Source organism: [Flexibacter] sp. ATCC 35208 (genome assembly GCF_001975825.1).
GTDB lineage: Bacteria > Bacteroidota > Bacteroidia > Chitinophagales > Chitinophagaceae > Chitinophaga.
In genome coordinates this window covers 41,587-65,932 of sequence record NZ_MTKN01000019.1, presented here as the reverse complement: position 1 = coordinate 65,932, position 24,346 = coordinate 41,587, and the positions used below count along the sequence as shown (strand labels likewise).

Genomic DNA, 24,346 nt, shown 5'->3' with positions numbered 1-24,346 from the left:
TATAACGAATACAGGTACTATTCATAAAATAAAAGTATAGGTCAATTCTGGAGAAAATCTGATATTTGCCGCCATAACCAGGCCCTAAAAAGGAAACCCTCAATTATTACACGAATGATTCAACAGTCAATGTCCCTAAGGTTCAAAATAGGGGTAATCGAAGAAGATACGAATTACCGCCATGAACTGGTCCTGAACATTTCACGTCATACAGACCTTTCTGTATGTTTACACACCGCTACCACAACAGCAGCACAAAGCTTTTTACAGCAACAACCACACCTGTTATTATTGGGTATGCCCCCGGGCACACAACAACAAATAGACGATATCAAGGTGCTGAAGTCTTTGCAACCAGCTATGCTGATTGTGGTGATGACGGCTGATGAAGATCCACAGGTGATACAGCAGGCTTTTGATAAAGGAGCTGATGGATACATCTTAAAGACGGACCTCTTCCACAATATCACCCGCAAACTGGTGCATATGCTGGAATATGATCAGCCTGTGGTGAGTCAGCAGCTGTTTCGGTATTTGCTCTATCGCAATAAAGGAGAAAAGCCCATACCACAAACAAACCTGACTAAGAAAGAAAAGGAAATCACGGATCTTGTACTGGAAGGGTTGCCTTATAAATCGATCGCAGCAAAACTGAACTTAAGTTTGAATACTATACAATACCACATGAAAAACATATTCTACAAACTAGGTATCAAAACCAAATCAGAACTCTTCAAAATGTTCTACCAATAACTGATTTTCTTGTCTAAATGATTCTCAAATATTCTTCTATGGGTAATTCCAAATTACCTATGGATCATTGTTTTTAAAAACATTATCCTACAATAACGGTAGATTATCATTTTGATAATGCTACTAAAATCGTGTTTTCAGACAACTGGCCGGTGCCTGGGGTTGCCTGTATACTTAAGATACCCAGGCAGGACACTGGGCCTCCCCAACTGGTTGCTCATACCAAAACCCCACCTCCCCAAAAAAAGGTGGGGTTTTTGATTTTAAAAAAATATATCTACATTGTTGAAGTGTCAATTGTACATCTATTATTCCATGTAACAACGCGCAATCAATAAACCCTGACTAACCCTCAGTGGGATGGAGGATATTCAACTGTAACCAATTCATCAATTAAATTAAATTCCCTTATGACAAACAGCCAGCTGCGCCTGACCAGGCGCAAAACTCCTATTCTATTTCTGCTGTTGCTTTTCCCGTTTCTGGCCAGTGCCCAGAAAAAGATCACCGGCCAGATCACAGACGCCGAAACAAAAAGCCCGGTTTTTAAGGCGGCCAGCCCACCCATCATGGCGCTTCCTCTACACTGACAGAAGCCGGTGGCGAAGTGACAGGCTTTTACCTGATCAAAACACTGGGCATCTTCCAATCGCAGGACGAGATCAATGCCTACAAGGATAAAAATGGTACCCTGATACAACCTTATGCTGCACCCGGTGACATCAAATTCCTGGATGCCAATGGCGACGGTATTATCAGCAGTGCCGACCGTGTACACATGGGCAGTCCGTTCCCTGATTTTGAATACGGTGTAGGTCTGAACCTCTCCGCATTTCACTTTGACCTGAACATCTACATGCAGGGTGTATCAGGCAATAAGATTTACAACGGTGTAAGACAGGATATGGAAGGTATGAACCTGGAATACAACTATGCAAAAACAACGCTGCAGGCATGGACACCAGAACACCATACCAATATGCCAAGAGCGGTGATAGACGATCCTAACCTGAACGCGCAAACTTCTTCCCGCTTCCTGGAGAGCGGCACCTATTTCAGGATGAAGACCCTGCAACTGGGATATACCATCCCTGAGAGTCTGAATGCCAGACTACACACGACTTCGGTAAGGGCGTATCTCAGTGCAGACAATCTATTTACCCTCACACGCTATAGTGGTTTCAATGCAGACATTGGTCGTTCCGGCAGCATCCTTGACAGAGGCGTAGATTATGGTCACGTGGCGTATCCGCTGGCCCGCGTATTCTCTGCCGGTATCCAATTATCCTTCTAATTCATCTAAACAACGACACCATTATGAAAAAGCTATTATATATCCTTCTTGCAGCCGTGCTACTGGCCAGCTGTTCGAAGAGCTCACTGGAACTAACGAATCCAAATCAAACTACCACCGAAACTTACTGGAAAACAGAGGACGATGTTAAAAGCGCACTGGCCGCTACTTATGCCCTGTTCAGAAATGTAGACGGCGGTTTCTGGGGGGTAAGAGGCGTTGAACTCTCCAATGGCAGGGGCGACGACTTCTTTATCAGGAATGATGTAAGTTACCTGTACCAGTTGTCTACTTTCACCAATACCCCTGACAACTCGGCATCGACCAATGTATGGAATGTTGCCTATCGTGCCATCTTCCGTGCTAACCAGATCCTCGCAAATATCGATAATGTAAGTGGCCTCACAGACGATGCAAAGAAGGCCTACATTGCAGAAGCAAAGTTTCTAAGAGGGTTGAATGAATATATCTTAGTCATCAACTATGGCGATGTGCCGCTCCGTACTACGATACCTGCATCTACAGCAGAGTATTTCGTAGCGAAATCTCCAGCTGCAGATGTATGGGCACAGGTGATCAAAGATTTTACTGAAGCCGCAGCAGACCTGCCTTTGTCCTACGACGCCAGCAATACAGGCCGTGCTACCAAAGGCGCTGCACTGGGTTTCCTGGGCAAATCATATGTGTATACAAAAGACTGGGCCAATGCAGAAAGCACATTGAAACAACTGACCACAGCGCCTTATACGTATCAGCTGATGCCGGACTATGGCGACAACTTTATTGCTGCCCATGATAATAATGTAGAATCATTATTTGAAATCCAGCTGGCAGATGTGGGTGGTACCAATCCTTGGGCCGGAGAAAATTCCAATGAGAGCCTGGGTGTAACCACTGCACAGGAGTTTGCTCCTTCAGAGGCGAGTGGCTGGTTTGAAGTGGCGCCTACCGATAAACTCTTCAATGAGTTTCAGAATGAAAAGACCACAGCAGGGGATTTTGATCCAAGAATGTATGCTACCTTATTCTGGAATTATCCGGGGGCTACATTTTATCAGAAGCCATTTTCTGCTTATACATTGCCATTTGGCTTCAAATCTTATTATAAGAAATACCAGAACTATAACCAGACAAATGAACTGTCAGGTAGCAGTGGTGCATCGGATTATACATCGGATATCAATGAAAAAGCGCTGCGCTATGCAGATGTATTACTCCTGTTATCAGAGAGTGTGACCATGCAGGGCAGACCGGAAGATGCGTATGCTTATATCACACAAGTACGCAGCCGTGCAAGTTTGCCGGCACTGACCACTGGCATGGATCAAACGGCCATGATGAAAGAAATAAGGCATCAGCGATTCCTGGAATTTGCAAGAGAGGGACAGCGGTTTTATGATTTACAACGCTGGGGGTTATTGAAAGATGAGATAGCGAATAGTGATAAGGTGGGTAAGATCTACTTCGTAACACCCAAGCATGATTTCTTCCCGATACCACAGGATGAGGTGAACTCAAATCCGGAGATGGTACAGAATAGCAATTGGTAAATTTTTCATTTTCTTAAAAGGGGATATTCCTAAGTAACAGGAAGGCCATGAGAATGGCATGAACGAAATTCTCTCCTTCTGGTACCCGAATAAAAAGGGCCCGTCTCGAAGTTTTGAGACGGGCCCTTTTTTTATGCCCTAAAGCAGGCACCGATTTTGATTTACCTTCTATACTCAATTCAATATGATATGTCAAAACCTCAAAAATTCCCCATCGCGCTGCTGGCAGGTGCAGGTATCGCCGCCGGTCTGATCTTTTATAAATCAGTGACCAGTGTATCTATTCCCCGTGGTGCTAAAGCAGTCAGCCCTTTTGATGCCGAAAAGTACCTGGGCAAATGGTACGAAATAGCCCGGCTGGACTATAAATTCGAAAAAAACCTGAACAATGTGACCGCCACTTACAGTAAGAATGAGAATGGCAGCATCCGGGTAGATAATAAGGGTTTTAATTATCAAAGCCAGGAATGGAAGGAAAGTGTGGGGAAGGCCAGATTTGTAAATAGTCCGGAAGAAGGCCGGCTGAAAGTCTCTTTCTTTGGTCCATTCTATGCGGGCTATAATGTGATCGCCCTGGATGCTGACTACCAGTATGCACTGGTTGCTGGCGACAATCTCAATTACATGTGGATCCTGTCAAGAGAGACGACAATTCCGGATCATATTAAAGAAAATTATTTGGAGATAGCCCGTCAAATCGGCTTTGATACCAGTAAGTTGATATGGACAGACCATAGTGAAGCTATAGCATAATAGTATTACCATATCGTCACTATAAGGGCACCTCAATATCCCATCGATATAGAGGTGTCCTTTTGGTGCCCTTATAGTGATGTTATAGTGCTATAGTTGCATACTATCTTCACTATAGTTGACCAATAAAACAATTATTACCCTACCATTTTAGTAGATTGTATTACTTTTGCCAATATTTTTATTATTTTCAACTCATGGCTATGCAAAATTTCAGTGACAATGAGCTGCTCACCTCCATGGTAACAGGGGATGAAGCTGCTTTTACTGAAATCTACCACCGCTACTGGCAGCGACTCCTTGCTATTGCCTGGAAGCATACCCATGACGAATCTTCTGCCAAGGAGATCGTACAGGAAGTCCTGATCAACCTATGGGACAGAAGGGCTTCTCTGGAAATCAGCCAGCTCTCCCACTACCTGGCTACAGCTATCAAATTTTCCGTATTTAAGCATTACCACCAGCAACAGCGCAGGAAAAACATACTTCAAAGCATTTTCCGTACTACGCACAGTGCGGACGATGAAAAGATCTATGCCCGTCTGCTGGACGACTATATCAATGGGATTGTAGAAAAACTGCCGGAAAAATGCAGGCAGGTGTACAAACTGAGCCGGCTGGAAGGGAAAACCAACCAGCAGATCGCCAGTGTCATGAATATCTCCGAAAAGACCGCAGAGGCACACCTCACCAAAGCCCTGCGTACTATCCGCCTCAATCTGCGGCATATCAACATGCTGTTTTTCCTCTAAAAAAATATTTTTTTGACCTGACTAAGGGTAAGGGGGTAGGTTATGGTACTTAGTATTATAACGCCTTGAAATAGTATGGACAGAAATCGCCTGGACCTCCTGATTCAGAAATATATAGATCGTACAGCTACGCCTGCCGAACAGGCGGAGCTCAATAACTGGTACAGGGATTTTACAGCAGAAGAAGATCCATTTCCCATGACGGATGCGCAGGAAACTACTGCCGGGCAGGAGATGCGCTCCTACCTCACGGCCCGTATACAACGAAAAAAACGGCCTTCTGTAGCCCTATATGCCTCGATGGCCGCAGCATGCCTGTTGGGCGCTATATTCTATTTCAACTGGCCTAAAACGCCTGAAAACAATAATCTCGTAGCTAATATTCCCGCTGCAGCCAGCGAAAACCGGTTCATCTATCTGCCAGACAGCAGTAAGGTATTGTTGCACCCGGGCAGCAAAATGGATTACCAGTACAATGGTCATAACCGTGAAGTAACACTGGAAGGCGAGGCCTACTTTGATATCGCCTCCCGCCCTGCACAACCTTTCATCATTCATACCGGCCGGGTATCTACCACCGTGTTAGGTACCTCTCTGAATATAAAAACATGGAGCAGTGATAGTGTGACCGTTTCTGTACTCACAGGAAAAGTACAGGTCACCGACGCTTACCAGCAGAAAACCATCCTGACTCCCAACCAACAGGTGGTTTATAATCAGCACACCAACAACATTCAGCAGGTTAAAATCATTCCGGCCACTGTCATAGCCTGGGCTAAATCTGATATGCAATTCCAGGATATGCCGTACGAACAGCTGGCAGAAAGACTGGACAGAAGGTATGATGTAAATATTGTATTCAAAAATCCGGCACTACAACATTGTCCAATTACAGGTCGGTTCTCAGGGACAGAATCATTGAGCGAGGTATTGGATATCCTCTCACAAACAATGGGTACTACTTATTCAATAAACGGCCGTACGGTAGAACTGGACGGGGCCGCATGTTTTAATCAGATCAACTAAAATCAAAAATTAACAAATGTCAAAAGCCAACCAGAATTAACAAAAACGTAAACACACAAAAAAAACTCCTCCGGCCCTGAGAAAGCGATGAGGAGTTTTACGTAAAAACTATTGATTCATTTAAACGTCTTCAAATTTATGCCAAAAGTTCAGCTTTTGCAAGGGGGAATCGTGCACCCATTGCCAAAAGAAAAAACGCAACCAATTTTATTGTTTATCATGAGAGTCACTGTGTGTGTATGCTTGTCATTTGTCATGTGCCTTAACCTGTTTGCAGCTATTCATGCATCAGGTCAAAGTATCAGGGAAGCAATGGTTAATTATGAGGTTCATGACGCGGACCTGAAAGCCTCCCTGGAGAAATTGCAGGAGCAATCAGGCTTCAGCATTTTCTACTCTTCAACGTTACTAAATAAGGATAAAAAAGTAACGGTCAATAGCGGTACCCGTTCTGTAGCACAGGTACTGGACCTGATCCTGAAAGGCACCAACCTCGTCTATGTTGACAAGGGTACAAAGATCATTCTGCAGGAAAGGAAATCCGTAATATCACCTGCGGGAGATACTGCTGTACCAAGGATTTACGGTATGGTACAGGATGAAATGGGTGAACCTATTCCAGGTGTAACCATCCGTATAAAGAACGGAAAAAAATATACTGCTGCTGATCAGAACGGTCATTTCTCTATTGAGGTAGAGGATGAAAATCCTATTCTGATCTTAAGTATCGTAGGTTATACCACAAAGGAAGTGACTGCCAAAGGCAGTCGTATCCCTGCGATCACCATGGTACGCAGCTTCAGCGCCCTGAATGAAATACAGGTACTGGGTTATAGCTCCACGACCAAAAGAAATAACACCGGTGCGGTAAGTTCTGTAAAAGCGAACGAAATTGCGGTACAGACTGTTTCCAATCCACTCACTGCCCTGCAGGGCCACGTAGCGGGTATGGAAATCACACAGGACAATGGATTGCCAGGTGGTGGCGTACGTGTACGCATCCGTGGTAATGCCAGCATCCTGAGTGGCTACCTCCCGTTATATGTAATAGATGGTGTTCCGTTTACCTTATTCAATGGTAGTACCCCTGCTTCCGATGCGTTGAACAGCTTCGGTATCAGTGGCGCAAGCGGTAGCCTCAGCCCTTTCAGCATGATCGCTCCTGAAGATATTGAGCGGATCGACGTACTGAAAGATGCAGATGCAACAGCTATTTATGGTTCAAAAGGCGCCAACGGCGTGGTGCTGATCACTACCAAAAAAGGTAGTCATGGTAATACTAAAGTCAGTGCAAACGTGAGCCATGGATATGGTGAAGTAAGCCGCTTTATTCCTATGATGAATACGGAAGAATACCTGGACATGCGTAAAGAAGCCTTTACCAATGCAGGTACAACACCAGGTACTTCTGACTACGACCTTACTAAATGGGACCAGACAGCTTATACAAACTGGCAGAAATGGGCGATGGGTGGTAAAGCAAAAACTACCAGCGCCATGGCATCTATATCAGGTGGTAACGCACAGAATACTTTCCTTTACTCTACTTCTTATCGTAAAGAAGGCACCGTATTCCCGGGCGAGAACAATACCATTACCTTCTCCAACAGGGTTAATGCCAGCCATAGCAGTAAAGATAACAGGTTCAATATCTCTCTTTCCGCCAATTATACGTACATGAAGAGCGACCTGCCTAAAGTAGACCTGTCAAGCATGTACAACCTGGCTCCGAACTACAATCCTTATAATGCAGATGGTACTTTCAACTGGGACCTTGGTGTAGGTAAGAACCCTGCTGCCCTGTTGTTACAAAAGTATTCCGGTCAGACGTATAACATGATCACGGACCTGAACCTGCGTTACAATATCATAAAAGACCTGGCCATCAAAGCTAATCTTGGTTTCTCCCAGACCAACCTGGAACAGCAGAATATACAGCCTAACCGTTCGGTGAACTCCACTGCCCTCACTGACAACCAGCTGATGGATTCCAAAGGCAAAAATGATAACTGGGTGGTGGAACCATTCCTGGAATACAATAAATCTTTCGGAGATGCACACCTTCAACTGATTGGAGGTACGACCTTCCAGCAGACAAAAGCAACCAGTACTACACTAAGAGGTTCCGGTTACAGCAGCGAAGCATTGCTGCATGCTATCAGCGCAGCCAGCACTGTGATTGTGTATAGCAGCAATTACTCCCTGTATAAATATGCCGCTGGTTTTGGTCGTTTCAATTTCAATTATAAAGAGAAATACTACCTGGATGGTACCTTCAGAAGAGATGGTTCTTCCCGCTTTGGTTCCAATAACCAGTTTGGTTCCTTTGGTGCATTGGGTGCAGCCTGGATCTTCTCACAGGAAGATTTCATGAAAGATATAAAACCGATCAGCTTTGGTAAACTGCGTGCCAGCTATGGTATAACCGGTAACGACCAGATCGCGAACTATATGTATACACCGCTGTATTCTACTGCGTCTACTACCTATTCCTATATGGGTACCACAGCCCTGGTCGCCAATGGTGTAGCTAATCCTAACCTGAAATGGGAAACCAGCAAAAAGCTGGATATCGCACTGGAACTGGGCTTCCTGAAAGACCGTATCCTGCTGAAAGCGGATTACTACCAAAACAGGACTTCTGACATGCTCGCCTATATTACCACCCCTATGCAGATTGGTGTTAACTCTTATGCGGGTAACCTGCCTGCCACCATTCAGAACAAAGGCTGGGAATTCGAGGTAAACACAACCAATATAGCTACGAAGGACTTTTCATGGACCACTACGCTGAACCTGACCATCAATCAGAATAAACTGCTGAAATTTGACAATATCGAAAACTCCAGCTATGCCACTACTTACACGGTTGGTAAATCTATTGATGCGCCGTTCCTGTACCACTATACAGGTGTAAACGCAACTACAGGTGCTCCGGTACTGGAAGATGTAAACAAAGATGGTTCTATTGGTTCGGCGGACAGGCATGTAGGTAATGTAGGCGTACCTTACTATGGTGGTCTGACCAACTCTATCTCTTACAAAGGATTTACACTGGACTTTACCTTCCAGTTCAATCACAGGTTCTACTACCTGAACAATACGCTGAATAATTACTACTATCCATTTGGATATGATATGACCAACCAGAGTACGGCAGTGTTAAACCGCTGGCATAGTGCCGGTGATGTAAGCAATTTCCCTGGTGCCAGCAAGAGCTATTCTTCCAACTATTACTATTATGCGACCTCCGATGCAAACTGGGGTGACGCCTCTTATATCAAGTTCAAAACTTTGAGCCTGACTTACAATCTGCCAAGAACATGGTTAAACAAGGCCAGAATTGCCAATGCATCTATCTATGCAAGAGGTCAGAACCTGTATACATGGGCAAAACAAAAGTATACACTGGATCCTGAAACTACCCTGCCGGGTACTGGCGCCGGACTGGGTACTGGTCAGTACATTGCCGTACCACAGCTGCGTACCATGACTGTAGGCTTGAATTTATCATTATAAAAAAGCAGAGAGATAATGAAGAAACTATCATATATATTACTCGCATTGGGGCTTACCGCCACTTCATGCAAGAAGTTTGTAACAATCGACAATGCACCGAATTCACTGTCTGCTTCAGACACATATGCGTCTGACGGAACAGCTACCAGTGCCGTAGTAGCATTGTACTCTTACTGGGCTACCACTTATTGTCTACAGTACTATACCTGGACTGCAGAGTTACTGGGTGATGATATTCAATATCGCTATTACAGTTCTACTCCTGCTATGGCTGAATTCCAGAATGGGAATGTAACAACGACCAACAGCAATGTCCGTAACTACCAGTGGTATTATCCTTACTATGTAATTGCGGAAGCAAACAATGCGATTGAAGGGCTGACTAAATCTACGACACTGACTACTTCGGTAAAGAACCAGTTATTAGGTGAAAGTTACTTCATGCGTGCATTTCATTTCTTTTACCTGAACAATTTCTTTGGTGGCGTGCCATTGTCACTCGATCCGGTTGCACTGAACAATGCCAATCTGCCAAGATCGACCAAAGCAGAAGTGTATACACAGATCATCAGTGATCTGAAAACTGCCGAAGAGTTACTGCCTGGTACTTATACCGGTACCCTGCATGCAAGGGCGAACAAGTATGCAGTAGAAGCTTTGCTGGCAAGAGTATACCTTTATCAGAAAGATTACACCAACGCTGTGGCTTATGCAACAAAAGTGATCGGCGCTACGGATGTAACATATACCCTTTCTGACCTGAGTACAACTTTCAAAACCAGCAGTGCAGAAACCATTTTACAGTTTGCTACTTACTATGGTTATAGCAGCTTTGGCTACAGGGCTTCTTCTGCTACGACGATTCCTAACTATTACCTGTATGATTCATTTCTAAGTGAATTTGAAACAGGAGATAACAGGAAAACAACATGGACAGATAGTCTTGTAAGCGGAGGGGTTACCTATCGTCGTGTCAATAAATACAAACTGGGTACCGCCACTGCAGGTGATGAATACAATGTGGTGCTGCGCCTGGCAGAGCAATACCTGATCCGCGCAGAAGCCAGTGCGCAATTGAATGACATTGCTACGGCACAGGCCGACCTGGATAAGGTCCGTACCCGTGCCGGCCTGGCGAATACCACTGCTGCTACAAAAGATGATCTGCTCACTGCCATTGCACAGGAGCGAAAAATAGAATTGTTTGGTGAATTTGGACACCGCTGGTTTGACCTGGTACGTACCGGTCAGGCAGATGCGGTATTGAGTCAGGAGAAATCTACCTGGTTATCCAGGGATACCCTGATGCCAATTCCTTATCAGGAAATTCTGAATAATCAAAAACTGACCCAGAACCCGGGTTACGAATGATCCATTTGCTATAAAGTATTCACATGAAAAAGATTACCTCATTGTGTGTTATTGCTGCTATGTGCTGTGCCTCCTTAAAGGCACAGCGCATAGATAGCCTGTATAAGGTTTATGATAAGCTGGCCACTTCCACAGATGAAAAAGACAAAGCGTACCTGGCTACAGAGTTGTACAAACATCTGCAAAGTAAAAAGGAAGAGGATTGGCAGCTGGCAGCAAATACATTCTACCGTCTTAATAAAAAGGACGTAGTGGATTCCATTAAGATTGCTGAAAAGAAAAAGTTTCCTGCGGGTCTGGTGGTAAGACAGGATCAGATTGCACTCATCTATGATGAGAAAGACCCGGCGAAGAAAGAGGCAATGTATTACCAGCTGATCAAGCGCTTCCCTCCTGCTAAGTTTGGGCCGGACAGGATTGCGTATGATTATGTGAGGAATGCTATCGGCAGTGCATATGCTAATATCGATAGTGTAGCCAAAGCCGTTAAATTTGCCAACATGGTCGAGACTTCTGCCTGGAAAGGTGAGGGCTGGGCTGGTATTGGTAATATACTGGCTAGAAAAGGGCATTTTAAAGAAGCGGAAATGCTGCTAAAAAAAGCGGTGGACACTTCCTATTCATTTAAGATTGCAAAGGTACAGGACAATGCAGCGAAATTTGCTGGTGTTGGGTATCGGTCTTATAACGCCATCTTGTCAAAGATGCTGTATAATGATAAAAACTATGAAGAAGCGCTGAAGTATGCAGAGAATGCGTATAAGGTGTATCAGGAAGATGGTGAGGTAAATGGAGGGGTGTTAGACACATATTCCAAAACACTGATTGCACTGGGTCGTGATAAAGAAGCTTTTGAAAAGATCGATGAAGCAGTGAAAGCTGGTCAGGCGACCAATGATATGAAAACGGAGCTGAAATCCCTTTATACAAAAGTAAAAGGAACGGAAGGCTACGATGCATACCTGCAGGAAGTGAACCGACAGCTGGTTGCAAAGATCACGAAAGAGCTGAACAAGCAGATGATCAATACCCCTGCTCCTGACTTTACTTTGACGGATCTGGATGGGAAGAATGTGACATTGAGTGAGCTGAAGGGGAAGATTGTGGTACTTGATTTCTGGGCTACGTGGTGCGGACCGTGTAAAGCGTCTTTCCCTGTGATGAAACAGGCAGTGCTGAGGTATGAAAAAGAAAACGATGTAAAGTTTCTCTTTATTCATACATGGGAAAGGGATGATAAGGCGGTAGCTGATACAAAGAAGTTTATAGCCGATAATAATTATCCTTTTGAAGTGCTGATGGATTTAAATGAGCACAAGGCTGCCACAGCCTACAAGGTGAATAGCATACCTGCTAAGTTTGTGATTGATAAGGCAGGGAATATCCGCTTTAAGTTCTCAGGATTCTCAGGTGGCGCTGATGCAGCGCTGGAGGAAATATCTGCGATGATATCTATGATACGCGGTTAAAGCATTGTCTTATGATACAAAGCCCATTTTCTGTTTAAACAGAAAGTGGGCTTTGTTTTTTACTTAGTTGTGAAGTAAGTCTCTTTTAAATATTTATAGATCATCGCTTCCTGTTTATCTGTACTGTCACCTTCCTGTAAGTAGCGTTTATAGTATTTTTTCGCAATTGCCTGATTCTTCATATTCACGTCATACATTCTTCCTATACTATATAAGTGCATGGGCGCACGGCTCAGGTAGTAGGCGGTATCCATATTGGCGATGGCCGGTTTATACAATTTTAACCCTTCATTATTTGATGCCATTGCAGCATAATAGTCTGGCAAACTTTTAGAGCGGGCCAGGTCTATGCAGGTACTTAACAGCTGGTTACTCTGTTCATACATTTTCAGTTGGCTACAGGCGAGGGCTGCATAGTACATGACCTGTTCAGAAGGACTTTTGCGGTTTTCCATGTAGGTGTTGATGTCTATGCAGAACTGGTAATCTTTCAGTATAAAACTGGCTGCTGTAACATAGCTCATAGCACCCTGCATGACCACCTCATGCTGCATCAGGTATTTGCCAAGGGTGATGCAGTTCCTGTAATTTTTTAAATAGTAGTTGCACCTGACAGCAGTACCTGTGATAAAAGACTGGGTAGAATCTTTTTGCAGGTAGACATTGAGAATGGAATCTGCGGAGGTGTACATTTCCTGTCCGATGCGTTCATCGGCGAGGCGGTTGACGGTTTTAGGATCAGCGGGATTGAGCTTATAGGCTTTTAACAGCAAATCAAAGCCTTCTTCGGCCTCGTCGTTGTTTAAGAGGGCAAAGCTTAGTTGCCGGATAGCCACCGGATTATTGGGCCGTAAAGCGGCAATACGGCGAAGGTGTGGGATTGCCAGGACGGTGGCGTGCTGATTGAGGCAGATATTGGCAATGTACTGATGCGCAGATACGTTTGTACTATCCAGGTCCAATACTTTTTCATAGGTGCTCACAGCTTCACTATAACTTCCTGCCTGATAGTACGTGTACGCCAGTAGCGATTGTTGTTTAATATTATTTGTGTCCAGGTGGGCCTGCAGATAAGTGATGGCACGGGGATAATCCTGCTCCTGCAGGTATTCCATTACAGAATCGGCTTGTTGGGCCAGCAGCCTGCTGGTTGGTAATAATAACAGTAGCAGAAGGGCTCTGATCATATGAACTAATTTATTAGTTTCAAAACTATGTATTTAGTTTTACATAAAGAAATGTTATTTTTGAAGGTGCCGGGGTCAGCCACCAGGATTAAACCCTATATTCACTATAATATGAAAAAACTACCCTCATTGTGCGTTTTAACCTTCCTGTTTTTTGGTGCCGAGGCACAGAACATGGATAGCATATACCAGGTGTATGCAAAACTGGTTTCCTCCTCACAGGAAAATGACAAGGCCGAACTAAAGATGCGACTGGAGAATGATATAAAGAGTGAAAATGAGACGAACTGGATGATCGCCTGGTTTGTATATTTCCAGATGAGAAATACTGCGAAGGCAGATTCTATCTTACAGGCAGGCAAACAGAAATGGCCCGATGGACAGCTGGCGAAACATGAGCAATTTAACTTTGTCAATGATGAAAAAGATCCTTTTAAGAAGGATGCGATGTATCACATCTTTCTTAAACGCTTTCCCCCCCCTTCAAAAGATGCAATAGCTACTTACGATGATATGAGGGGACAACTGGCTGTTGGCTATCTAAAATCTGGTTACGTCGCTAAAGCCTTCTTGTATACCGACAGTATAAAAACATTGAATGTACAGCGATGGATGGCCAGGGAGCTATTTTCTAAAGACCATTGTAAAGAGGCGGCTGTCCTCATGGACAAATCAGTAGATAGCACCAGAGAATACCAGATGGCTGCCATGATCTTCCATGAAAACATGGAATATACAAAGGCACTCAGATGCATAGAGATCGCCTATAAAGACAATCATACACAGCCAATCACCTATACGATCTACTTTAGTACGCTAAAACACCTTGGTAAAGATCAGCAAGCCATGGATATAGCTGCTGAAGCAACAAAGACGGGGCTGGCAGATAAGAAAATGAAAGCGGAACTCAAAGAACTGTATGAAAAACTAAAAGGCAGGGAAGGATATGATGCCTATGCCGCTGAATTGAATAAAGCATTCCTATTGCAGCTGACTGCACATCTGCAAACAACTCAGATCAATGAACCTGCGCCTGATTTTACATTGAAGAACCTGGAAGGCAAACAAATCACCCTGAGTGAACTAAAAGGGAAAGTAGTGGTGATCGACTTCTGGGCTACCTGGTGCGGCCCCTGTATAAGCTCCTTCCCTGCTATGAAAGAAGCCATGCTACGGTTTGAAAAAGATGAGGATGTAAAATTCCTTTTTGTGGATACATGGGAGAGAGAAGCGGATCCTTCAGAGAAAGTAAAGAAATTCCTCGCCGACAACCACTATCCATTTGATGTGCCATTGGATATAAAAGCATATAAAGCAGCAGGTGCTTTTGATGTAAAGGGTATTCCTGCAAAATTTGTGATTGACAAAACGGGAAATATCCGTTTCCGTTTTACAGGATATAGTGGTAGTGATTATACAACTACAGAAGAGGTATCAGCGATGGTGACGATGTTAAAATGAGGGAATGACCAATTGCCAGTAAATACATCCGTTCAAGCTACTACAAAACCCTGAGTTAGCGTTTGCACCTAATTCAGGTGGTTGGAAATGGTCATATTTTTTAACCCTAAAATTTTCCGTAATTTCCTGACACAAATCAAACTTTGGGCGATAAAACAGATCAAAGGATATTTCTAAATTCTGTCGATTGAAGCGAATCACACATTTTGAAGGGTTGTATGGAGAATCGGGTCCCAGACCAGATGGAGAGTACCTGTTTTCTGAATTACTGGAAACACGCAGTGAAAATTTTGACTGGAAAATCAAGCCTCACATTCATACAAATCTCTACCAGATCTTTCTGATAGAGACACGTAAGACTGAGTTTTTAGGGAACAATGAAGCGACATGGCTGACAGGCCCATCCATTTTATTAATACCCCCTCTGGCTATCCATGGGTTTAACTACCATGCCACTACTAAAGGGCGTATTCTGACTATTTCCGACAAACTGGTCAGTAGTATCTTTCCCATGGTAAGCAGCATTGCACCAATGCTGGAAAGCTTGCAGATACTAACCCATTATGCACCGCCTTATACTTTCAGATATGTGGTAAAACTGGTGGAAGAATTACATGAAGAACTATTCGATACCCGGTATGAAAAGCAGCAGATGCTAACGGCTATGTTGCAGCAGCTCTTTCTTGTTTTGTATCGCTTGTGGAGACAGAATAGTGTCGTAATGCAGGAATCGGATAGTATCTCTCTCTCCTACTTTCGTAAGTTACAGAAGCGGATCAGTGAAGCGGGTTCTAAATATAGCATCGATCAGTATGCAAGAGAACTGGGCATCACGCCTGTGCACCTGAACAGGGTTTGCAACAGTGTGGCCGGGAAATCGGCGCATCAGCTGTTGCAGGATCACCTGGTGGATGAGGCGAAGAAGCATTTGCGTTATACTTCTTACACCGTTTCTGAAATTGCGTATTTATTGAATTTTGAATATCCCAATTACTTTGCACGCTTCTTTAAGAAAGTGACCGGGCTCTCACCCAGTGGGTAACGTAGGCTATAATGGCCATGATTGCTTATTTAAGAAAGTGACCGGGTTCTCACCCAGCGAGTACCGGAAGATATAATGACCATGATTGCTTATTTAAGAAAGTGACCGGGTTCTCACCCAGCGGGTACCGTAGGCTATAATGGCCATAATTGCAAGAACAAGGATAAACCACTTGCCCTGAATTTGTTCTATTTGTGCAGAGATAATGTTCGGTTCATTTGAAATTCTTTCTATCATCCAGCCCAGGCTGGCGATGATAGCGATTACTCCCCCCAAGTATTTTATCCAGACATTGTTGATCAATAATAACCAGGGCACCGTACAAAGCAGTACGAACAACTGCATCGTTTCAATACCGATATTAAAGCCTAAAATACTTAACGCCATTTCGGTGGGTACAAGGTCTAAATTATTTAACGCGGAGGCAAAGGCCAGACCGTGTATAAATCCGAAGGTAATTGCAATCCAGGCTTCTTTCCCTTTGAATATCGGACGGATGATGTGAATAGCGCTGATTAAAATAGTAAATGTAATAGCGATTTCCACCCATTGAGAAGGGATCACAATCCAGCCTAAAGTGCCACATAGCAGGCTGATGGAGTGACCTATGGTAAAGGCGGTCACGATTTGTATCAATCGTTTTATTCTATCTGCAGCTGGCAGCATTAAGGCTAATAGAAATAAAAGATGGTCGGTACCTTCGCGGATATGTTCAATACCCAGCATGACCATGTTTTTGAAACCCGTCCAGTAAGTACCATGTTCCAGGTTGATGTACATGGGAAATACTTTCCCTGAGCGGGTATCCATTTTAATGATGCCGATCTGTTCCCCGTTTTGAATCCCGTTCTTCCAGTCCTGCTTTACGAAGACTAAAATTTTATGCGTGACTACTTCATGAATAATAGCATTGTAGCGGAAATTAAAATCCCGTAGCAGTGCAGGGTCAGGAGGTGTCATTTCAAAGTAGACCAGGACCTCCTGATACCGGCCTACATTGGGATCGGTATCTGTGGTCATCCGGATACTGTCAATGGTAGTAGTCCACTGACGGTCGCCAGACAATGCGCGTATATGTTGTTGAAAATAGGCTGGGTCGATGGTATCGATCCGGGTTTGTTGAAGGGCACTGGCTAGTTCCAGCATCGGCATTTTGGCTTCGCCTTTGATGCTGTGGTCCAGTATTGACAAACTCACGATTGAATTGGGCATGGGGTGCGCGAAGAGGTGTTGCCCGCATAATAATAAGAATACACATACTAAAAGTCTCATGCTATATAGAGAGATTGGATCAGAGAATCGCTATCAGCTTTCATCGGGGTACCCGGATAAAAACAGGCTGTATCGTATTGGTGACACAACCTGTTTTTATTTTAATTAAAATCAGTTACCACCGTAGTCAGTAGATTTATCTCTCCATACAGAGTGTGGATGTGTACCGGAGAGCACCACACCGTTCTGACAGGAGTATTCAATCCATACAGAAGGACCGTCAATGCGTGCATAGTCATTACGTGTAGTCATTGCAGTACTACCTGAATAAGAGATGTAGGTCTGATCCAGTTCATTGGTGTATTTGGTCATGATCGTGCTGGTATCTGCCACATCGGCTACATAAGTTCTGATAGCAGCCAATACAAGGTTCTTCTGAGCAGTAGTCAGGTTGCTGCAGGCAATACCTGATTGTGTAGAAGGGAAAGCATCGTCATTCTGCGGCCCACAAACAAGATCACTATAAGTAGCGCTCAATTTGGCAGTAGATAATTCAGCCGTAGAAAGACCGGTGAGCATAGTAGTGAGGGCGGCCTGTTCCTGTTGGATAGGCTGATTGCTGGTACCATTCCACGTGAAGGTGGCGAAAGGCTCTACCCCTCTGAAAGAAGGTGTAGCACCAACGAGTGCACCATCAGTATACGTATTGGCGAAGGCGGTATGATGACCACCATATTGAATTTCGAAAGTGCCGGAAGTAGCGGGGGTACCTAAGAATGCAATGTAAAAATTAGCGGCGCCGTAGGTAGAGCCACCACCATTTTCGTTCAGGTATTCATCGGCATTGAGCAGTTGTTGCAGTTCATCCCAGCCTTCGTTTGAAGTGGTACCGGCGACTGCTTTGATCAGCGCTTTTGCATACTGAATTTGTTCGGTGGTCATGGAGCCGAAGTTGAGACCGACTCTTTTGTAAGAGCTGGAAACCAGCGCCTGTGGGAAGTTCGACCACTTAATGGCGTTTGACTTGCTGTAGCTCAATTGAACGGTGGCTAACTGAGCGGAGGTCAGTGTGGCCTTGAAGGCGTCGGCGAGACAGATGATTTTGTTGATGCCTGTTTCGGCGTCGCAGCTGGTGACATCAATAGGGTCAGGATTGGTGTCGTCTGTGCTGGTAGTAGTAGAGTCCGAGGATGAGGAGCCATCGGAACCGGAATCCTTGCCGCACGATATCATGATCGAGGCGATGGCAAAAGCAAGACAAAGGTGTTTGATTGTTACTTTCATATGGCGATAGTTTGTATCAGACGATTTGTAATAACGACCCCGTGTAAATATGAAAGTTTAATAAAAGGGATAGAATGTTTGGTTTGTATCCGAAATAGTGGGGAAAATATACGCTGGGGGAAAGGTGTTTTAACAACCTTTGAGCAATTAATCACATACCTAAAAAAGAAAATAATACGCCCCATATCTATGGAGCGTTGGAAAATTTTGGTATATTGGTTTTTGTTATTTAGTTCATTGCTATGAAAAACTGTATTCCACTGTTAATCCTCCTGTGCCATGTAACCTATATGCATGCGCAGGTTCATGCGCGGCAGATAATAACCACACATGCGTCGCAACATACGTTTTCATTACCGGAAGTAATTTATGTTGATCAGCAGGATGACTGGCTGGTGAAAAAGGCTGCGGAGTTGCTGCGGGCGGATATGCTTGCGGTGACGGGGAGAGCGCCGGAGATTGTGCATCGGTTGGATGGGCGGCCGTATGTATTGATAGGGACAGTTCGGGGAGGATTTGGGAAGGATAGTGTGGGGTGGGGAGATGGAGGAGATGGCGTTGATACAGTGAGGGTGAGTGGGAAATGGGAAGCGCTTCGGAGAGATAGGATTGCAGGTTTGGATACTGCGGGATTGGGGGGGAAATGGGAAGCATTTCGAATTACAGTCTCTCCAGGGAAGGTAGTAATATTGGGTAGTGATAAGAGGGGCGCTGCCTATGGTGCACTTGAACTATCTAAACAACTGGGAGTGTCGCCATGGTATTGGTGGGCGGATGTACCTATAAAAAAGAAGGAAAAAGTATTTGTGCAGGAAGGACGTTATGATTTCGGGCCTCCTTCGGTGCAATACAGAGGGATATTTATAAATGATGAGGCGCCGGCATTTTCCGGATGGACGCATGAGAAATTTGGCGGGTTTAATCATCATGTATATGAAAAGATATTTGAGTTACTATTACGACTAAGGGGGAATTATTTGTGGCCGGCGATGTGGGGAAACGCGTTTAATGATGATGATCGGTTGAATCCCGTATTGGCAGATAAATGGGGAATTGTGATGGGCACAAGCCATCATGAGCCAATGTTGCGTGCGCAGACGGAATGGAAGCGGTATGGGCAGGGTGCATGGGATTATGTGGCGAATGACAGTGTGTTGAGGGCGTTTTGGAGGGAAGGGATTGTCGCAATGGCAAAGCATGAAAGTATAGTGACGATAGGGATGCGGGGAGATGGGGATTTGCCCATGAGTAGGGAAACGGCAACAGATTTATTAGAAAGGATTGTGCGGGATCAGCGATCCATTATTAGTGAGGTGACGGGCAAGCCGGCAGCGGAGACACCACAGTTGTGGGCGTTGTATAAGGAAGTGCAGGATTATTATGATAGCGGAATGCGGGTACCAGATGATGTGACGTTGTTGTTGTGTGATGATAATTGGGGGAATATCAGGAGGTTTCCTGATCCTGTGATGCCGAAGCGGAAGGGAGGATATGGGGTATATTATCATTTTGACTATGTGGGGGATCCGAGAAATTACAAATGGGTGAATACAAATAATCTGGCAAGGGTGTGGGAACAGTTGCATTTGGCGAAGATGTATGGGGTGGATAAGATATGGATTGTGAATGTGGGGGATTTGAAGCCGATGGAGTTGCCGATAGTTTTTTTTATGGATTATGCATGGAGCGCGGAGCCAGAGGATACTTTACCAGATTATTATAAACAGTTTGCGGAGGAAAATTTTGGGGAAGGATTGGATGAGCGGATGGCAGAAGGGAATGTCAGAGGAGGAATGAAAGAGGAAGATTATTCTCGCAGGATCGCAAAAGGGAATTCCAGAGGAGGAATGGAAGAGGGAACCAAAACAGGTGCAGATTCGTCCAAACAGTCTGGATTTTCATTCATGAATTCAGCCAGAGATATAGGTGATTACCTGCGGCAGTATAGTGAAATGGCCGCAAGGCGGAAGCCGGAATTGCTGGATGAGTCTAGTTATACATTAAAGAAGTATAAAGAGGTTGTAGCCGAATGGGAAGAGCTGGTTAAAAAAGTGCGTTTACAGCCTTATTCAGATGCTTATTTTGAACTGGTACAGTTTCCTGTAGAGGCGATGTACAATTTACACAAATTGTATTATGCGGTGGCTTTGTATAAGAGCAACCGGGTGCAGAATAAGGCATGGGCGGATAGTGCGCGGAGTTATTATATGCGGGATTCATTATTGACAGTGGCGTATCATCAGGTAGCCGGTGGAAAATGGAATCATATGATGGACCAGACGCATATTGGATACACAGGCTGGCAACAGCCGCCGGTAAATAAGATGCCGGATTTGGCGGGGCCATATAAGCGTCCGGTAGTGCCTAAGATCTATAAACAGATTTCAGCAACAGGTTATGTGACGAAACATGGAGATTGGGTGCATATAAAGGGTATTGGAAAATTTGGAGATGGGATTACCAGTTTTGCTAATAGTGGTACATTTAGTGATAGCATCATTTATCATAGTGCAGGTACGGTAGCAAGATATGAGTTTGAAGCTTCGGGGAATACTAATATTTATCTTAACTTCTCTCCTACTTTGAATTTCACGCATGGGGATGGACTATGGTTTGGGGTTTCCATTGATGGTGCAAAGGAATTGGCAACGACTATTAATGCCCATGATGATAATAAGGAGCTATGGAGTAAGTGGGTATCTGATAATATTATTAAAGTAAAACTCTCCTATACATTTAAACCAGGAAAGCATGAAATTGTGTATTCCCAGTATTCACCCGGGTATTGTTTTACAAAGTATTGAATTTAAAAAACACTAACTTATGACCCGGATATTAATTGTTTGTTTATGTTCATGGTTGTTTTGTTGTTATGCATCCCTGCAAGGAATAGCACAACCACTGGTAAAGCATATTTATACAGCAGACCCTTCTGCCCACGTATTTAATGGCCGAATTTACATTTACCCTTCGCATGATACAGCAACAGGTGTACCAGAGGACGACTTAGGCAGTCATTTTGATATGAAAGATTTCCATGTGCTATCATTAGATCATGTAGGTGGTAAAGTAACGGATCATGGAGTCGCCTTGAGTTTAAAAGACGTACCCTGGGCAAAGAAACAATTATGGGCACCGGATGCAGCGTATGCGAACCACACTTATTATTTATACTTTCCGGCAAAGGATAGTGCAGGCATCTTCCATATCGGAGTAGCCACCAGCAGTAAACCCGAAGGCCCATTTAAAGCTTTGCCAAAGCCAATTGTGGGGAGTTATAGTATAGACCCTTGTGTGTTTAAAGATGAGAATGGAAGTTTCTATATGTATTTCGGAGGAATATGGGGTGGACAATTGCAAAAGTGGGATCATAACAAATATAATGGCGCTGCCGGAAATCGCAATGTAGATGATGTAGCGGCTCTACCGAGAATTGCAAAACTGAAAAAGGATATGACAAGTTTTGATGGCCCGGTAAAAGATGTAGTCATTTTAGATGAACATGGACAGCCATTTCACGAAAAGGATAATGACAAACGATTCTTTGAAGCTTCCTGGGTACATAAATATAAAGGGAAGTATTACTTTTCTTATTCTACAGGTGATACACACAATTTGTGTTATGCGATTGGCGATTCTCCTTATGGACCATTTATTTACAAAGGCATCATCATGACCCCTGTAACAGGGTGGACTACGCATCATTCTATTGTTGAGAAAGATGGGAAATGGTATTTGTTTTATCATGATGTAGAGCTATCTGGCAAGACTTATTTGAGAAATGTAAAAGTGACAGAGCTGCATTATAAGGAGGATGGAAGTATTGTGACGATACATCCCGAAGCGATCTCCCCACAGGCACATCATTGATCAATACTCATAAAAACTTACCTGCTGGATTTCCCAATTATGTGAAGGAATACGTATAGGCAGGCTCCCTTCCATTGGGTATTTATACAGTAAAGGGATCAATTGTTCCAAATTATCTACCTTTCTTACTTTTATCAGNNCTGATAAAAGTAAGAAAGGTCATCATTATCAACCAAAGAACCTTTCTTATTAATAACCTGAATTTTGTGCGGAAATACCCCCATCTGCCAGTGCAGGGTTATTATCTATTTCTGATTGAGGAATAGGTAATAATTCATCCCGATTCTTTCTGAAATAACTAATAGGATCAGTCGTGAAGTACCCCATTTTCCGCCACCTTAAGATGTCGCGGTTACGCACCTCCTCATCTCCCAATTCAACAGTTCTTTCATGCATAATTGCTTTCGTCACCTGATCCTTCGATCCTGTTGGAAATTGGGCAGTAGGATAATGTGGCATTGCTACAGAAGGACGATCTCTGACCATGTTCAGGTAGCTTACGGCTCCTGCTATATCGCCAGTTTCGTTCGCACACTCTGCCAGCATGAGCAACACATCTGCATAGCGGATGATACGCTGGTTATTGCCACCAGGGTGATAAGAAGCAGTGGACAGACTTTGCTTGTAAATGAGCATAAACTTGCGCCAGCTGATTTTCTTAGTGACTCCATTTACAATAGAAGAGTTTCCATTTTGCATCGCATCGGTCAGTACATCTGCATCACTGTTAAAGAGATCACCCGTTTCATATACCGTCCATTTATAGCGTGGGTCTGTTTTAGCGGCACCAGAAGCAGTGTTTTCAAATTCGTTCAGAAATTTATTAGATGGAATTAAATTACGCCATGCCAGCGGACAATATTCCTGGTTGCGGATGGTAGATTGTGCGTTACCTGCGCCATCACCAGTACCGCCCCAGTCAAAGGAATTATCACCTTTGTCAACAAAGACAGCTTCCCAGATAGATTCTGCATTGAACTCTGTCTCTTCCAGGAAATTATCATTAAAGTTGTCTACAAGGCGATAAAGATCGGAACTAACAATCTTTGACAATGCTACCTTGGCAGATGTGTAGTCGCCTTTCTGCATATATACTCTGCCCAGCATAGCATTGGCTGCGCCAGATGACACCCGCCCCAGATCAGCGGCGGCATAAGTTGCGCTTAGTGTTCCGGCGGCATCTGTCAGGTCCTGTATGATCTGGTCATAGATAGCAGTTTCTGCTGCGCGGGGTTGGAACTGGTTGGATTCAGTTACGACCTGTGTGTACATTGGGACTGGTCCCCACAGGGTCATTAATTCAAAATAGGCCCATGCCCGGAAGAACTTCGCCTGGGCTACACACTGGTCGCGAACGGCGTCATTATCGGTGACAAGGGGGGCACTGCCAATAACTGTATTGGAACGATGGATGATGATATATAATCCCTGCCATACGGAACTTATCACGGAATTATCTGCCGTAGTGGCGCCATTCAGGATCTGACCACGGGGTACTTCCAGTTGACCACCACCGGACGAGACGTCGTCGCTGCGGAGGTCATGGACGAAAAACCATTCACGGGCAATGAGGGTGCTGGCGTGGAAGGTAGAGTAAATAGCGTTGGTGCCGCTTAACAGTTCTGTGCTGTTTTTGAAATAGTTATCAAGGGTGGCATACCCTGGATTTGTTTTGTCAAGGTCTTTGGTACAGCCTAGTCCACCAAGAAGCAGACAGACGATGAATATGTACTTATACATGTTTTCAGTTTTTGTATGTGATTAAAATCCTACTTGTAAAATCAACCGGAAGGAGGCTGGGCA

18 protein-coding genes are annotated in these 24,346 nt (G+C 44.2%); 14 read left to right on the top strand and 4 right to left on the bottom strand.

Translation table 11 applies throughout. The features are described from left to right. The first annotated feature begins 114 nt into the window (after window positions 1-114). The 10 genes from BW716_RS13910 to BW716_RS13865 all read left to right on the top strand — a co-directional run bounded on the left by BW716_RS13910 (window position 115) and on the right by BW716_RS13865 (window position 12,487). Window positions 115-753 (top strand): response regulator transcription factor, encoded by a 639-nt coding sequence (locus BW716_RS13910; RefSeq protein WP_083723174.1) that lies wholly within the window; start codon window positions 115-117, stop codon window positions 751-753. A gap of 410 nt (window positions 754-1,163) precedes the next feature. Continuing rightward, window positions 1,164-1,343 (top strand): hypothetical protein, encoded by a 180-nt coding sequence (locus BW716_RS13905; RefSeq protein ID WP_083723173.1) that lies wholly within the window; start codon window positions 1,164-1,166, stop codon window positions 1,341-1,343. 17 nt (window positions 1,344-1,360) lie between these two features. Continuing rightward, window positions 1,361-2,047: a hypothetical protein gene (locus BW716_RS13900; protein WP_083723172.1), complete on the top strand. Its 687-nt coding sequence runs from the start codon at window positions 1,361-1,363 to the stop codon at window positions 2,045-2,047. Window positions 2,048-2,070: 23 nt separating this feature from the next. Next, window positions 2,071-3,597: a RagB/SusD family nutrient uptake outer membrane protein gene (locus BW716_RS13895; RefSeq protein WP_083723171.1), complete on the top strand. Its 1,527-nt coding sequence runs from the start codon at window positions 2,071-2,073 to the stop codon at window positions 3,595-3,597. Window positions 3,598-3,786: 189 nt separating this feature from the next. Continuing rightward, entirely contained in the window at window positions 3,787-4,350 is a 564-nt protein-coding gene (locus BW716_RS13890) for a lipocalin family protein (RefSeq protein ID WP_083723170.1), read from the top strand. Window positions 4,351-4,553: 203 nt separating this feature from the next. Continuing rightward, the gene (locus BW716_RS13885) at window positions 4,554-5,102 is read left to right on the top strand and encodes an RNA polymerase sigma-70 factor (RefSeq protein WP_220388758.1); all 549 of its coding nucleotides are present in this window, start codon (window positions 4,554-4,556) and stop codon (window positions 5,100-5,102) included. A 75-nt stretch (window positions 5,103-5,177) separates the two neighbouring features. Then, window positions 5,178-6,128, top strand: a complete 951-nt coding sequence (locus BW716_RS13880; protein ID WP_083723168.1) for a FecR family protein — start codon at window positions 5,178-5,180, stop codon at window positions 6,126-6,128. 219 nt (window positions 6,129-6,347) lie between these two features. Beyond that, the gene (locus BW716_RS13875) at window positions 6,348-9,647 is read left to right on the top strand and encodes a SusC/RagA family TonB-linked outer membrane protein (protein ID WP_179091127.1); all 3,300 of its coding nucleotides are present in this window, start codon (window positions 6,348-6,350) and stop codon (window positions 9,645-9,647) included. A 15-nt stretch (window positions 9,648-9,662) separates the two neighbouring features. Beyond that, complete coding sequence (locus tag BW716_RS13870) at window positions 9,663-11,018, top strand: RagB/SusD family nutrient uptake outer membrane protein (protein ID WP_083723166.1); 1,356 nt, start codon at window positions 9,663-9,665, stop codon at window positions 11,016-11,018. A 23-nt stretch (window positions 11,019-11,041) separates the two neighbouring features. Then, on the top strand, window positions 11,042-12,487 hold the full coding sequence (locus BW716_RS13865) for a redoxin domain-containing protein (RefSeq protein WP_083723165.1): 1,446 nt from the start codon (window positions 11,042-11,044) through the stop codon (window positions 12,485-12,487). 59 nt (window positions 12,488-12,546) lie between these two features. Here BW716_RS13865 and BW716_RS13860 read toward each other — a convergent pair whose 3' ends face one another. Next, the gene (locus tag BW716_RS13860) at window positions 12,547-13,674 is read right to left on the bottom strand and encodes a tetratricopeptide repeat protein (RefSeq protein ID WP_083723164.1); all 1,128 of its coding nucleotides are present in this window, start codon (window positions 13,672-13,674) and stop codon (window positions 12,547-12,549) included. A gap of 111 nt (window positions 13,675-13,785) precedes the next feature. Between BW716_RS13860 and BW716_RS13855 the strand changes: the two genes are divergently transcribed. Together BW716_RS13855 and BW716_RS13850 are read left to right on the top strand one after the other, a co-directional pair. Further along, a complete protein-coding gene (locus BW716_RS13855) occupies window positions 13,786-15,135 on the top strand; it encodes a TlpA disulfide reductase family protein (protein WP_179091126.1) in 1,350 nt (449 codons plus the stop codon). A gap of 187 nt (window positions 15,136-15,322) precedes the next feature. Then, a complete protein-coding gene (locus BW716_RS13850; protein WP_083723162.1) occupies window positions 15,323-16,177 on the top strand; it encodes a helix-turn-helix domain-containing protein in 855 nt (284 codons plus the stop codon). A gap of 93 nt (window positions 16,178-16,270) precedes the next feature. On the opposite strand, the gene BW716_RS13845 is transcribed toward BW716_RS13850, so the two are convergent. Beyond that, a complete protein-coding gene (locus BW716_RS13845; protein ID WP_083723161.1) occupies window positions 16,271-17,449 on the bottom strand; it encodes a HupE/UreJ family protein in 1,179 nt (392 codons plus the stop codon). A gap of 111 nt (window positions 17,450-17,560) precedes the next feature. Then, entirely contained in the window at window positions 17,561-18,673 is a 1,113-nt protein-coding gene (locus tag BW716_RS13840) for a DUF3500 domain-containing protein (RefSeq protein WP_083723160.1), read from the bottom strand. 242 nt (window positions 18,674-18,915) lie between these two features. On the opposite strand from BW716_RS13840, the gene BW716_RS13835 reads away from it, so the two are divergent. Both BW716_RS13835 and BW716_RS13830 read left to right on the top strand, forming a co-directional pair. Beyond that, a complete protein-coding gene (locus BW716_RS13835) occupies window positions 18,916-21,477 on the top strand; it encodes a glycosyl hydrolase 115 family protein (protein WP_083723159.1) in 2,562 nt (853 codons plus the stop codon). A 19-nt stretch (window positions 21,478-21,496) separates the two neighbouring features. After that, window positions 21,497-22,543 carry a glycoside hydrolase family 43 protein gene (locus BW716_RS13830; RefSeq protein WP_083723158.1) on the top strand — a complete coding sequence of 349 codons (1,047 nt, stop codon included), beginning with the start codon at window positions 21,497-21,499 and terminating at the stop codon, window positions 22,541-22,543. A 189-nt stretch (window positions 22,544-22,732) separates the two neighbouring features. Here the strand turns inward: BW716_RS13830 and BW716_RS13825 are convergent, their stop codons facing one another. Continuing rightward, complete coding sequence (locus BW716_RS13825) at window positions 22,733-24,283, bottom strand: RagB/SusD family nutrient uptake outer membrane protein (protein ID WP_083723157.1); 1,551 nt, start codon at window positions 24,281-24,283, stop codon at window positions 22,733-22,735. Window positions 24,284-24,346 lie beyond the last annotated feature (63 nt).

Coding starts and splice junctions, on each gene's coding strand:
- BW716_RS13910 (WP_083723174.1), top strand. CDS start 115: ATGATTCAACAGTCAATGTCCCTAAGGTTCAAAATAGGGGTAATCGAA.
- BW716_RS13905 (WP_083723173.1), top strand. CDS start 1,164: ATGACAAACAGCCAGCTGCGCCTGACCAGGCGCAAAACTCCTATTCTA.
- BW716_RS13895 (WP_083723171.1), top strand. CDS start 2,071: ATGAAAAAGCTATTATATATCCTTCTTGCAGCCGTGCTACTGGCCAGC.
- BW716_RS13890 (WP_083723170.1), top strand. CDS start 3,787: ATGTCAAAACCTCAAAAATTCCCCATCGCGCTGCTGGCAGGTGCAGGT.
- BW716_RS13885 (WP_220388758.1), top strand. CDS start 4,554: ATGCAAAATTTCAGTGACAATGAGCTGCTCACCTCCATGGTAACAGGG.
- BW716_RS13880 (WP_083723168.1), top strand. CDS start 5,178: ATGGACAGAAATCGCCTGGACCTCCTGATTCAGAAATATATAGATCGT.
- BW716_RS13875 (WP_179091127.1), top strand. CDS start 6,348: ATGAGAGTCACTGTGTGTGTATGCTTGTCATTTGTCATGTGCCTTAAC.
- BW716_RS13870 (WP_083723166.1), top strand. CDS start 9,663: ATGAAGAAACTATCATATATATTACTCGCATTGGGGCTTACCGCCACT.
- BW716_RS13865 (WP_083723165.1), top strand. CDS start 11,042: ATGAAAAAGATTACCTCATTGTGTGTTATTGCTGCTATGTGCTGTGCC.
- BW716_RS13860 (WP_083723164.1), bottom strand. CDS start 13,674: ATGATCAGAGCCCTTCTGCTACTGTTATTATTACCAACCAGCAGGCTG.
- BW716_RS13855 (WP_179091126.1), top strand. CDS start 13,786: ATGAAAAAACTACCCTCATTGTGCGTTTTAACCTTCCTGTTTTTTGGT.
- BW716_RS13845 (WP_083723161.1), bottom strand. CDS start 17,449: ATGAGACTTTTAGTATGTGTATTCTTATTATTATGCGGGCAACACCTC.
- BW716_RS13840 (WP_083723160.1), bottom strand. CDS start 18,673: ATGAAAGTAACAATCAAACACCTTTGTCTTGCTTTTGCCATCGCCTCG.
- BW716_RS13835 (WP_083723159.1), top strand. CDS start 18,916: ATGAAAAACTGTATTCCACTGTTAATCCTCCTGTGCCATGTAACCTAT.
- BW716_RS13830 (WP_083723158.1), top strand. CDS start 21,497: ATGACCCGGATATTAATTGTTTGTTTATGTTCATGGTTGTTTTGTTGT.
- BW716_RS13825 (WP_083723157.1), bottom strand. CDS start 24,283: ATGTATAAGTACATATTCATCGTCTGTCTGCTTCTTGGTGGACTAGGC.